Here is an 11,976-nt window from a genome sequence, read left to right as displayed (position 1 = left end):
CGGTTCCACATGGTCATGAACGTGGAGACGTCCTTGTCCTGGTGCGAGGGAGTCACCAGCATGTCACGCATGTAGCACACGGTGTGGTACTCCACATCGCACATGTACCGCAGGCAGCGCAGGGTGTCCTCGGGCAGTGGACGAGTGACGAACTCACCCATATCCAGGTCGGCCCATTTCACGCGCTGCGATGTTTCTGCGAACTTGTCGATGTTGAAGGCCATGGCTCAGGCTTTCCTCCAGTCCTCAATGGGCCAGTGCGATTTCTTCGCCCGCCGGTACAGGGGCAAATCGGGGTTCACGGCGTGTGCGTGAGCCACTTGGGACAACCAACTGGCGTCGGCCACCGAGTCTCCGTAGCCGTAGGAGCGGCTCAGGTCGAATCCGTTCTCCTCCGCGTAGCGCTTGAGCCACTGGGCGCGGGCCTCGTCCACGAGCGGCGGGGTGGCCAGATAACCGGTGAGCTTGCCGTCGGCCACTTCCATCCGGCCCGCCACCACGTGGTCGAACAGGTGCGTTATGGGACTGACCAGCAGGTCGAGAGAGCCGGTGACCAATACTGTGTGGTGACCGGCCGCGCGATGCTCTTCGATCCGTGCGAGGGCACCGGGTCGCAGACCCTTCTCCATGGCCCGGCCCAGGGAACCGTTCATGAGCTCCTCCACGCGGTCCACGGAGACGCCTTCGTAGCGGCGCAGGAACGCGCGGATGAACTCTCCGCGGTCTCGACGCTCGGCCTTGACGTACGTGGGTGCGTTGCCGAGCAATTCGGTGATCTCGCCGGGCCACTGCATCGGGCTGAGTTCCCTGCGGCGCAGCTTGGCGTACTGGGTGATGATATTGCCGGACACCACTGTGCCCTCGAGGTCGAAGACCGCCACCACATCGGTACCGGACTTGAGCGCGCGCGGTCGGGTTTCACGTTTGCGAGAGGCGGCCCTCAACCGGCCGTATGCGCGGGTCATTTCGGTGAGGGCGGGCAGGTGCACGTTCTGCCAGTAGTCCCGCCAGTCAATGGCCCGCGGATCGAAGTGCTGGTCCTCGGGTGCGGACTCCGGTAGCGCCCGGTCCAATTGGCGCGTGTGGGTGTCGTCGAAGATCATCTCGGTGCGCGTGTAGTTCTGGTACAGGTCCACGTAGGTGCGCAGTGAGCCCAGGCCCGCCTGCATCCGGTGCAGGGAGTTGGTCCACTCGCGGGTTCGCGCTGTGGCCGGTAGGACGGCGCTGAGCTTGCCGCCGGCCGCCGCCAATTTCTCCTTGAGAGCGAGCCCGCGCTCCACCGCGTTATTCGCCGGGAACTTCCACTCGGGAACGGCAATGGGGTTGCCGTGGGAATCCTCGAGCGGCTGCGCGCGGAAGAACTCACGCACGTTCTCGTACATCTGGTGGAACGGCAGCGGATTCGACGCACCCGAGCACACCTGGTAGTAGGCGGCCTGCGGGTCCATGTCCGTTTCTTCGGTCAGCTCGCCCGACGGCGCGCGGTGCCCCTGGGTGACCAGGGCCACGATCGCGTTGACCACGAAATCAACCGGGATCACGTCGAGCACGGAATCCGGCAGACCGGGGAACTCGGGCAGCGCGCCCTTGGCGTAGGCCATGATGAGCGGGTCGGCCACCTTGTAGCCGTCGATCCAGCCGGGGAACGGGTAGCGCAGGGCGGACTCAATGATGGCCGGGCGCACGATGGACAGCTGGTGTCCCGCGCCGGCCCACTTCTCCTCCGCCACTCGTTCGCCCAGGGCCTTGGTAAAGGTGTAGATGTCGGTCCACCCCAAGGACTGCGCACGGGTTCGGCCGTGGTCGACCAGCCGTTCCTGAACCCATGCCTGCCGAGCTTCCTCCGCGGCGCGAGCTACGGACTTGGGGCCTTCCTTGCCGAACTGGGATGTGGCCTTCTCAATGAAAGCCTGCAGCCGTTCGGGTGAGCGGGATTCCACCTGAGCGGTGTCTGCGGCGCGAACCGCGGCGTCGAACTCGACGTTCCAGTCCACGTTGTGATCCACGGGCGCTTCGGGGCGCAACCCCTTGGCGATACCACCCACGTAGCACGTTGACACGTGCACCACGTGCGGATCCTGGCCCGTTGCGCGCAGGGATTCGTACAGGCCCACGGCGCCGCCCACGTTGGTCTTGAAGGCTTCGTCAATGGGCGGGTCGAAGGACACGGTCGATGCGGAGTGGACCACCACGTCGAAGGGTTCGGTGATACCGGCCAAGCCCGTGAGGTCACCCTCGAGAACGCTTGTGCGTTCCGTGAAGATCTCTTCCGCCCGTTCCTTGCCCACCGATTCACGCCACGTCTTGAACACCGGCTTGCGCAACAGTTGTTTGAGGCGAGCCTGACCGGACAAAGACCCTTTGGCGCGGATCACCGCGGTCACGTGAATGTCCTCGTGGCTGGACAGCAGTCGTTCCAGGACTGCTTGCCCCAAGAAGCCCGTGGCTCCCGTGAGCAGGACGCGCTTGGTGGTGGTCTGGGTCAACGGGTTCCTCCGGAGGTAGGGATGCTCGGACACGGTTGTCGCGGGAAGATGAGGCCGAGTTCCCACCGGCCCGTGGATCAATTGATGTAGAGAAGAGCCTAACGGTTCACCACGTGGTCACGTTCGAGCGCTCGGCGCAGCGGTTCCGTACCGGCCGTCCCCGGTGAGCACTGCAACGGATCGTCCGCGCGGTGCAGCAGCAGGCGGGCCTCCCGCACGGTGGGGCAAATGTTCCGCATGAATTCTCGGAAGCTCTTCCTGGATGCCCCCACCGGTCGCAGCGGGTTAAAGCCGATCTTCACGTAGCGGCGGGCAAACGCGGCGGCCCGTGGTGAGTGCCGCACCCGTTCACTGGTTTCGACGGCGAAGAACCGTTCGTGGACGGTCTTGATCTCGACCACGCGCTTCAGAAGAGCCGAGAGCTCCGGGTGGCTCGCGGCGTCGTCGAAAGCGGCGAGCGCGGCGCGCATACTGGCCTCTCGTGACCACCCACGCGCCATGTACCCGGCCACGACATCTTCGCCGAACAGATTGGTCCACACGGAATCGGTCATGGGCGCCAGGTGTTCCAGGAACAGCTCGACACGCTCCGGGAACAGGTTGGCCTGGTCCACGGGGCCGGAAAGATCCTTCCCGTGAGCTTCGAGGACGGCCTGATAGGCATCGGCGATCCAGTGGCGCTCGTAGGCCCATGTGGTGAGGAACGCGGCGACACGCGATTCCTTGTTGGTGTAGCCGACCACCACGTGGCGGATGTGTCCCATGGTGGACCGTTCGACGTCCCACAGGTAGCGCAGATCCCGGAGCCGCTCGGGGCTCAACGGATTCTCCCGAAAGGCGTTCGTATCGATCTCTGCGCGCAGGCTGCCCTGCGCATCAATGGTGAATTGTTGGACCTCGAAGGGGGTTCGCAGGACAAGTTCCTGATCCGTGGGCCCGTACAGCCTGCCCTGTCGGTGCAATGCCAGGTAGGACTCCTCTGCCACTGTCCCTCCTCGATGATTCGGGGCGAACGCGCGTGTTCGTGGGGGGTCATGAACCCAAATCGCTACGCCTACCGTAGTGTATCTTAGTGGCATGCTTACCGCTCTTGTGACCGGTGGAACGTCAGGCCTGGGAGCCGCGTTCGCACGCTCGTTAGCCCGTAAGGGCTTCAACCTGATCTTGGTGGCCCGCAATGAAGATCGGCTCCGAGAAGTTTCCGAACAATTGGCCGGTGAGCACGGCATTCACGTGGACGTCATGGCGGCGGATCTGTCCGAGCGTCATGATGTGGAACGGGTTGCCCAACGACTCGCGGACACGACTCGTCCCGTGGACCTACTCATCAACAACGCCGGATTCTCGGTGGGCACCCCCTTTTTGAGCGATGACTTCTCCCCGCACGACGCGGGCATGGATGTCATGTGCCGCGCCGTGGCTCTGCTGTCCGGCGCGGCCGGTCGCTCCATGACGCAGCGCGGCACAGGGTGGATCGTCAATATCGCCTCCATTGCCGGGTGCGTCACCATGGGTGAGTACTCATCCATCAAGGCCTACGTCACGTCCATGACGGAATCCCTGGCGGTCGAGCTGCACGGCACGGGCGTGCAGGCCACCGCGGTTCTGCCGGGTTGGGTGCGCACGGAGTTCCACAGCCGCGCCGGCATCGCTGGGTCCTCGATCCCGAACTTCATGTGGCTCACCGCCGACGTCGTCGCGGACAAGGCCCTCGCCGACGTCGCCCGGGGCAAGGTCCTCTCGATTCCCGCCGTCCGCTACAAGGCGGTGTACACCGCCCTGCGCCACCTTCCGCGACCCGCGGTGCGTTGGATCTCCCGTCAGGTCTCCGGGGCACGCAAGCGCGAGAAGGCGGCCTGATCCCATGGCATCCGACGGCAAGCAGTCCGATCCTCCCCAGAGTGAGAGCAGACGCCCTCGCGTCAAACACCCTCGCCAGCCGGTGGAACGCCCCCAGATCATGGAGTCGCTCGAGGGGCCGGTGGCCCAGTCCGACCCCGCACCCTCCGCGCCGCCGGCCGATTCCGCAAAGGTGGGCACCGCCTACTACACACATGTGGGTCGCAGGATTGCGCGAAAGCTCGCGCAGACGATCTTCTTCAAAGGCCTGGTCAATCGCCTGATCACCCGCACCAACGTGGTGGATCCCGCGGCCTACGGGGTCAAGGGCGGGTGCGTGGTGGTGGCCAATCACTCGAGCCACCTGGACGCGCCGCTCGTGATGAGCGGCGTGCCCCACTACATCTCCCGTGATCTTGCCACGGGTGTGGCCGCCGACTACTTCTTCACGGCCTGGTACAAGAAGCTGTTCACCCAGCTGATTTTCAATGCCTTCCCGATCGACCGCGTCGGAACCGGCGCCAACCGCGGGCTGTCCAAGAAGTTGCTGGCCGCGGGGATACCCATCTTGATCTTTCCCGAGGGAACGCGTTCCAAGACCGGCAAGATGGCGCCCTTCAAGGTGGGCGCTGCCAGCCTGGCCCTTTCACTCGAGGTTCCCGTGGTGCCCGTGGCGTTGATCGGTGCTCACGAGGCCATGCCCAAGGACTCGAGCTGGCCTCGTCCCGGTAGGCCACCCGTGGTAGTGGCTGTGGGAGCGCCCCTGCGCGCGCGCGGAAACGAAACCGTCACGGGGTTCAACGAACGCATCGAAGCGGCGGTTCGCGCCCTGTACGCTTCGAATCGAAGCAAGATTCAGGATTGAACACCCCCTTAGAAAGAGGTCACACAGCAGTGGCACATGTGAAACACCAGAAATGGTGGGGCTGGGGCGAAGAAGGCGTTTTCTTCAATTACGAGAACAAGCCCGCCTTTGCTCCCTTCGTCAAGGAAGCCATCGGAGTGACACTGCGACCGCGCGAGCGGGACACCGTGGACTTCTCGACCGCGCACGTCCCCGCGTCCCAGGCTCCGGATACGGTTCTCGGGCTACTCCGCGAAATCAATGGAGCGGACAACGTCAGCACCGAGGACGAACTGCGCGTGATCCACTGGGCCGGCAAATCCGTGACGGAGCTTCTGCAGACTCTGCGCAACGATTTCCACCGCATCCCGGACGTCGTGGTCTACCCCGGCACCGAAGCTGAAGTCGCTGCCCTCATGCGTGCAGCCGTCGAGCATGACCTGGTGCTCATTCCCTTTGGTGGCGGCAGCAGCATTTCCCGAAGCCTCCAACCGGATCCGTCGGAGGAACGGTGCATTGTTTCCGTGGACCTGGGGCGCCTCAACAAGGTGCTCGCGATCGACGAGACCTCCGGACTCGCAACCATTCAAGCCGGCATTCTCGGTCCCGACATGGAGGAGCAGCTCAACGCCCGCGGTTGGACGCTGGGCCACTTCCCCGATTCCTTCACGTACTCCACCCTCGGTGGCTGGGCAGCGACCCGTTCCTCCGGCATGCAGTCGGACAAGTACGGGGACATCGCGGACATTATTCGCGGTCTGCGCATGGTCCGGGCCACGGGCACCGTGGTGCTGCGTCCGTTGCCGTCAACCTCCACCGGCCCGAGTCTGCGGGAGATGATCATCGGCTCCGAGGGCCGACTGGGCATCATCACGGAACTGACCGTTCACGTGCACCGGCTGCCGGAAAAGCACCAGGTCATCGCGTACATGTACCCCACGTGGCAGCAGGCGCTCACCGCTGTCCGCCAGTTCACGGAGGCCGAGATCCCGCTCACCTTCGCGCGGATCTCGGACGCCCACGAGACGGCGTTCTCTCTCGCAACGCAGAAGAAGCCGACGTCGCCCAAGGGCAAGCTCGCGGCCAAGGGCCAGGACGCACTGTGGGCCATCATGCGAAAGCGCGGTTGGGACACGGATGAGATGTGCATCTCCTACGTGTGTTTCGAGGGCTCGCCCAAGGACGTGGAGACACGCAAGAAGGCCGTGGCCGGCATCGCCAAGAAGAACGGAGCCATTGTGCTCGGTTCGGGTCCCGGCGCCCTCTACGACCAGAAGAAGTTCGACACCCCTTACCTACGTGACTTCCTGCTTGAGCAGAACACGGTGGGTGACGTGTCCGAGACCGCTGCCCCGTGGTCCAAGCTCACCACCGTGCACAAGGCCGTCTACGACGCCGCGGAACGCGCCTACGCATCCCTGGGGAAGAAGGGGTGGATCATGTCGCACATGTCCCATTCCTATCACTCCGGTGCGTGCCTGTACTTCACGTTCGGTTACGTCTATGACGACAAGAACCCGTACGACGAGTACCACACCGTCAAGAGCGCCATCCAACAAGCGTTCATCGACAACGGAGGAACACTCTCCCACCACCACGGTGTGGGCCTCGAACACCAGCCGTGGATGGAGCAGGACATCTCCCCGGAGGGCGCGAACATCCTGCGTGCGCTGTTTTCCAGCACGGATCCCGGAAATAACTTGAATCCCGGGAAAGTCATTTCCTGACTCGGAGTCTCGTCGGCCACCCTGACTGCTCCCCCGGTGCGCGCCGAAATCTTCGGTCCGCACCAGGGGAGCAGTTCGTTTCAAGAGCAAGCGCGCGGTCGACGGCGCCTGATGGGTTCCCCCGTACCAAGCGGATGACCCGGCGCCCAGTTCACTGTGCCGGGCGCGTTTGCCGTTTCACGTAGTCATGGGCGGTTCGGGCATACCAGTCGAGAACCTCGGCGTCCTCGGCGGTGGCACGATTGAGACTGTTGGCATCCGCCCCCTGGAACAATTTCTTGACCGGGATTTCCAATAATTTGCCCGTTCGGGTCCTGGGAACGGCCGGCGCCTCAATGATCTCGTCCGGTACGTAACGCGGCGATATCTGTTCCCGGATAGCCGCCACGATTGTTTCTCGCAGCTCCTCCGAAAGATTCGTCCCGGGGTCCGGAACCACGAACAGTGGCATGTAGTAATCACCCCCGGCCAGCTCGGCACCGATCACCATGGACGCGGACACCCCGGCCACCCGGTCCACCACCTGGGTGATGTCCGCGGAGCCCATGCGAATACCCCCTCGGTTGATGGTGGAATCCGATCGGCCGTGAACCACGAACGGGCCGCTGTTCAATTGGGTGACCCAGTCCCCATGACGCCACACTCCGGGGAACACATCGAAATACGCGCTTCGATAACGAGACCCGTCAGGGTCGTTCCAGAAGTACACGGGCATGCTCGGCAGCGGTTTGGTGACAACCATTTCGCCCACCTCGTCCCATACCCGTTCACCCTGACCGTTCCATGCTTGAACGTCCGCCCCGAGGTACGGGCCTTGGAGTTCGCCGCGGTACACGGGTTGGTAAGGGTTGGACCCCATGAAGGCGCTCGTGATGTCCGTTCCGCCGGAGTCGGACCCGAGCCGCACGTCCTCGGAGACTGATTCGTACACCCAGTCCCATGTGGTGTCGGGGAGCGGGGAGCCCGTCACCAGAATGGACTTCAAGGCGGAGAAGTCCTGGTGGACGTTGGGGACCACGCCCGATCGTTCGATCATGGTCAGGACACCGGCGCCCGTGCCGAAGAACGTGGCGTTGTTCTTGGCCACCAGCTCCAAGGATTTCTGTGGGCCGCCAAAGGTGGGAGCGCCGTCGTACGTGATGATGGTGGCGCCCGTGAGGAGGATGCCCACGGACATGTTCCACACCATCCAGGTGGTGGCCACGGCGAAATACGCGACATCGGTGGGACCCAGCCCGGCGTGCAACCCCAGGGCCTTGAGGAACTCGAGTGTCACGCCACCGTGGGAGTGCACGATGCCCTTGGGCTTGCCGGTGGTTCCGGATGAGTAGAGGATCCACAGGGGGTGCTCGAACGGCACCTGCTCGTAGTTGGGCTCGGCACGTTGCGCAATGAGGTCCGAGTACCGCAGAGCGTCCGCGGGCAGCTCGCCCACGGTGTCACGGGGCTGCTGATCGATCACGATCAGCTGCTCCACGGTGGGTAACACTTCTCGGAGCGGAGCGTACGAGTCCGTCATGTCCCTGAGCTTGCCGCCGAATCTGTAACCATCCACGGTGAACAGGATCTTGGGCTCGATCTGCGCGAATCGATCGGCCACGCCCTCCGGCCCGAAGTCCGTATTGACCACCGACCACACTCCACCCACCGACACGGTGGCCAGCAGGGCCACGGCTGTCTCGGGAATGTTCGGAAGCACCCCGGCCACCCTGTCCCCCGGTTCGACTCCCAAGTCGCGCAGCCGCTGGGCCACGGATGCCACCTGTGATTCCAGCTCGGACCACGTCATGTGACGAGCCGGGGCATCCTCGTACTCACCAATGATGGCAATCTCATCCGGGCGTGTTGCTGCGGCCCGCAAAGAATTTTCGGCGTAGTTCAGACGCGCACCCGGGAACCACTGCGCGCCCGGCATCGTCTCCCCCGTCAACTCCTCGTCCCCGGGCTCGGAGGCAATGACATCGAAGTAATCCCACACGCCCCGCCAGAAATCTCCGAGGTGATTCACCGACCACGTGTGAAGTGCAGAAAAATCGGGGGCCGTGACTCCGTAGGCCCGTTCCACGTACGACGCGTAGTCGTACATCCTGGAACTTCGGACGGATTCCTCCGAGGGAGCCCACAGAAGCTTGCGATCAGTGTGGGCAGGCGATGTTTCGGTGCTCATGTGCATGTCCCTTCCAATTGCCGAGCAGTTATGCCCGTCGCTCTCACGGTTTGTTCTGGATGCTGTGTTCTGCGGCCAAGCGCATGGCTTCGGCGTGGTCCCGCCTGTCGAGAGCGTTCACCAGGTCGACATGAAGTTGATGACGCGCACGAACGTACTCGGGCAAGGGTCCGGCCGTGCCGGATTTAATGGCCACAGTGTGCGTTCGAATCATGTCCACAAGACTTAAGTAAATGGAACGCAGCGGCTGATTCGGTGTCACCGCGGCGATCACCACGTGCAGGTCCCAATTCGCCCGCAGGAAGCCCAGGTAATCCTGCGCCCCCATGGCGTTTTCCATTTCCTGCAGTGAGCGTCGCATCCGAACGATGTCCACGGCGGATGAATGAGACACGGCATCTTCAATGAGCAGCGGATCCAAGGCGTCGCGAATCCGAACCGCGTACCCGACATCTGCGGCGTCGTCGTCCAGGGTGAGCAGCGCATGCCCCAGACGGGCAAGCGGTGGCGGTGAGGCGGTGAACAGACCGCCCCCGGGCCCCGTTCTCGTGGAGATCAGCCCCCGGGACTCCAGCAGTCGAACAGCCTCGTTAATGGTGCCTTTCGAGACACCCACGCGTTCTTGCAGCTCTTTCCTGGTTCCGAGGCGGGCCCCCGGTTCTTCCTGCTCAACCCATCGTCCAATGATCAAAGCCGCCTGTTCGGCACGGCTCAGTCCCGACTCTGGCCCGGTCAATGCCTGGGTCATCGTTTTTCTCACCTCGGTCTTTCCTGTGGCCGGTCCCACAGTGGCCACGTTCGTCACATGGTAGCGCTGCGGATTTCCACTTCACCCCGTGCCGTGTGATCCACACCACCCTCATGTTATACCTTTTGAGCATGACTAATAGGGCCTAATTGATGGAAAGTCTCAGGCAGCATTCCTCCGCTCTCAGCGCTGACGTCCTGGTGGTGGGCGCGGGCCCCGTGGGGTTGAGCCTGGCGCGCCTCCTGGGCCTCCGCGGCCACCAGGTCACGATTGTCGAGCGAAAGGCGGACGCGTACCCCCTGCCACGCGCTGTGGTGTTCGATGACGAGATCGGGCGCATCTTTCAGAACTTGGGCCTCACCGATGAAATCCAGAACATCTCACAGGCGGTACCGGATCACTACGAGTGGCGTAACAGCCAAGGACAAACCCTGCTTGCCATGGACCGGTCCGGAACGGGGCCGTGCGGCTGGCCCATTGATAGTTTCTTCTCCCAGCCCGTACTCGAGAACGTTCTGGCGCGAGCCGTTGCCGACATGGACAACGTCACGGTGCTGCGCAACGTCGAGTTGACAGGCATCCAGGAAACCACCGATGGCATCGTGGGTACTTGTCGCGGGCCCGACGGGCCGTGGTCGATCGAGGCGAGGTTTCTCGTCGGGTGCGATGGTTCACGCAGTACCGTTCGGGAGCTCCTCGGTGTCGGGATGACCGACCTGGACTTCCGATACGACTGGCTGATCGTGGACGCATCGCTCTTGCCGGAGATGCCGCCCATCAGATGCCGCCGTTCGCCGGGCAAGGCAGATCCCGCCGTGGTGCTTCCGCCGGCGGACCCGCCCGTTCTGGGCGCCGGATTGCTCGACCCAGCCGCGGGGGCGCCGGGGTGGCACGGAACCCTCGCACCCCAGTTCTCGGTTGACGGCGGACCGCTCGACGACGTCGCGGGCTACGGGCACGTGCTTCTGACCAGGGACAGCGCGGCCGTGGACGACCGGCCGCGTGGTTGAGCAATGACGAGGCCAACCACCGGATTGCGCTGCTCGCGTTCCCCGATCTGGAAGTACCGGTCGACAAGGGACACACCGCAGGCCTGCACCACACTGCCTTCGAGTACCCCGAATTCCATTCATGGATCGTGAACTACAAGCGGCTCAAGCGATTCGGGCTGGAACCGTTCGTGTGCCTGGACCATGGAATGACCATGTCCATGTATTACCAGGATCCCGAGGGCACCGGTGTGAAAATCCAGGTGGACGCCTTTGGCGACTGGAGCAAATCCATCTCGTGGATGTACTTCTCCTCCGAATTCGGAGAAAACCCCATTGGTCACCATTTCGATCCACAGCAGATTCTGGAGGCCTACGAGTCCGGCATGTCCCAGGAGGAGGTCCACGCGCGTGCCCGCAAACGGGAGTTCTAGCCCGAGGTCATCCCCGACATCCACTTGCCCGAGGCCTGGTAGAAATCCGCACTGTTATTTGAAGGAGATTCATGAAACTCGCCAACGTATCCGGTAGAGCAGCCCTCGTTACCGCCGAGGGAACGGTCGTGGACGTCGACCGCGCGAGCTCCGGCGCCTTTGGAGCAGATATCACCGATGTCTACGAGCGGTGGGACGACTTCTTGTCCTGGGCCCGTGATGCGGACCTGGACGCGTTCGAGGCGCAACCGCTGTCGGAGAAAGCCCTTGGCTCACCGTCCCCGCGGCCTCGTCAAGTCTTGGCTATCGGACTCAATTACAGTGCGCACGCCGCCGAATCCGGGTTCGAGCGCCCGGAGAAGCCGCCCCCGGTCTTCACCAAATTCGTTTCCGCGCTCACGGGGCCGTTCACCACCGTAGACCTTCCCGAGGGCGGGAATACGGATTGGGAGGTCGAACTCACCGTCATCATGGGCAAGGAGGCTCACCACGTGGCGGCATCCGATGCGTGGGACTACGTGGCGGGGCTGACTGCCGCGCAGGATCTCTCCGAAAGGGTCACTCAGCTACAGGGCCCGGCTCCGCAGTTCGGATTCGGCAAGTCGTTTCCGGGCTTCCTTCCCGTGGGCCCCTACCTCGTCACACCGGACGAGTTCGAGGATAGGGACGCCATCGACCTGTGCAGTGACATCGACGGGGAAATCATGCAGAGGGAAATACGCGTGACTTGATCTTCTCGGTC

At 63.4% G+C, this 11,976-nt stretch carries 10 protein-coding genes and 2 pseudogenes; 7 read left to right on the top strand and 5 right to left on the bottom strand.

What is annotated here, in order from left to right; genetic code table 11:
- From Q4E95_RS08155 to Q4E95_RS08145, 3 genes and pseudogenes are all read right to left on the bottom strand, one after another.
- A pseudogene (locus tag Q4E95_RS08155) lies at positions 1 to 224 on the bottom strand (ferritin-like domain-containing protein); the annotation flags it as partial.
- A gap of 3 nt (positions 225 to 227) precedes the next feature.
- On the bottom strand, positions 228 to 2,486 hold the full coding sequence (locus Q4E95_RS08150; protein WP_303382828.1) for an HAD-IB family hydrolase: 2,259 nt from the start codon (positions 2,484 to 2,486) through the stop codon (positions 228 to 230).
- 98 nt (positions 2,487 to 2,584) lie between these two features.
- Complete coding sequence (locus Q4E95_RS08145; protein WP_303382827.1) at positions 2,585 to 3,472, bottom strand: hypothetical protein; 888 nt, start codon at positions 3,470 to 3,472, stop codon at positions 2,585 to 2,587.
- A gap of 91 nt (positions 3,473 to 3,563) precedes the next feature.
- On the opposite strand from Q4E95_RS08145, the gene Q4E95_RS08140 reads away from it, so the two are divergent.
- From Q4E95_RS08140 to Q4E95_RS08130, 3 genes are all read left to right on the top strand, one after another.
- Entirely contained in the window at positions 3,564 to 4,346 is a 783-nt protein-coding gene (locus Q4E95_RS08140) for an SDR family oxidoreductase (protein ID WP_303382826.1), read from the top strand.
- A gap of 82 nt (positions 4,347 to 4,428) precedes the next feature.
- On the top strand, positions 4,429 to 5,190 hold the full coding sequence (locus tag Q4E95_RS08135; RefSeq protein ID WP_303382825.1) for a 1-acyl-sn-glycerol-3-phosphate acyltransferase: 762 nt from the start codon (positions 4,429 to 4,431) through the stop codon (positions 5,188 to 5,190).
- Positions 5,191 to 5,219: 29 nt separating this feature from the next.
- On the top strand, positions 5,220 to 6,896 hold the full coding sequence (locus Q4E95_RS08130) for an FAD-binding oxidoreductase (protein WP_303382824.1): 1,677 nt from the start codon (positions 5,220 to 5,222) through the stop codon (positions 6,894 to 6,896).
- A 151-nt stretch (positions 6,897 to 7,047) separates the two neighbouring features.
- Here the strand turns inward: Q4E95_RS08130 and Q4E95_RS08125 are convergent, their stop codons facing one another.
- Positions 7,048 to 9,063, bottom strand: coding sequence for an acetoacetate--CoA ligase (locus Q4E95_RS08125; RefSeq protein WP_303382823.1), 2,016 nt, complete (start codon positions 9,061 to 9,063; stop codon positions 7,048 to 7,050).
- 43 nt (positions 9,064 to 9,106) lie between these two features.
- Positions 9,107 to 9,811: a FadR/GntR family transcriptional regulator gene (locus tag Q4E95_RS08120; RefSeq protein ID WP_303382822.1), complete on the bottom strand. Its 705-nt coding sequence runs from the start codon at positions 9,809 to 9,811 to the stop codon at positions 9,107 to 9,109.
- 152 nt (positions 9,812 to 9,963) lie between these two features.
- Between Q4E95_RS08120 and Q4E95_RS08115 the strand changes: the two are divergent.
- The 4 genes and pseudogenes from Q4E95_RS08115 to Q4E95_RS08105 all read left to right on the top strand — a co-directional run.
- Positions 9,964 to 10,551 (top strand): annotated as a pseudogene (locus Q4E95_RS08115) (FAD-dependent oxidoreductase); the annotation flags it as partial.
- Positions 10,443 to 10,733, top strand: a complete 291-nt coding sequence (locus Q4E95_RS13910; RefSeq protein WP_368660318.1) for an FAD-dependent monooxygenase — start codon at positions 10,443 to 10,445, stop codon at positions 10,731 to 10,733. The pseudogene Q4E95_RS08115 and the gene Q4E95_RS13910, both read left to right, overlap by 109 nt.
- 84 nt (positions 10,734 to 10,817) lie before the next feature.
- Positions 10,818 to 11,234, top strand: a complete 417-nt coding sequence (locus tag Q4E95_RS08110; RefSeq protein WP_303382820.1) for a hypothetical protein — start codon at positions 10,818 to 10,820, stop codon at positions 11,232 to 11,234.
- Positions 11,235 to 11,305: 71 nt separating this feature from the next.
- On the top strand, positions 11,306 to 11,965 hold the full coding sequence (locus Q4E95_RS08105; RefSeq protein ID WP_303382819.1) for a fumarylacetoacetate hydrolase family protein: 660 nt from the start codon (positions 11,306 to 11,308) through the stop codon (positions 11,963 to 11,965).
- The last annotated feature ends 11 nt before the right edge of the window (positions 11,966 to 11,976 follow it).

The sequence above is a fragment of the Kocuria sp. genome (genome assembly GCF_030536815.1).
GTDB classification, from domain to species: Bacteria; Actinomycetota; Actinomycetes; order Actinomycetales; family Micrococcaceae; genus Kocuria; species Kocuria gwangalliensis.
Note: the sequence above shows the minus strand (reverse complement) of the source record. Positions and strands in the feature narration are given on the sequence as shown.

Coding starts and splice junctions, on each gene's coding strand:
- Q4E95_RS08105 (WP_303382819.1), top strand. CDS start 11,306: ATGAAACTCGCCAACGTATCCGGTAGAGCAGCCCTCGTTACCGCCGAG.
- Q4E95_RS08140 (WP_303382826.1), top strand. CDS start 3,564: ATGCTTACCGCTCTTGTGACCGGTGGAACGTCAGGCCTGGGAGCCGCG.
- Q4E95_RS08125 (WP_303382823.1), bottom strand. CDS start 9,063: ATGAGCACCGAAACATCGCCTGCCCACACTGATCGCAAGCTTCTGTGG.
- Q4E95_RS08120 (WP_303382822.1), bottom strand. CDS start 9,811: ATGACCCAGGCATTGACCGGGCCAGAGTCGGGACTGAGCCGTGCCGAA.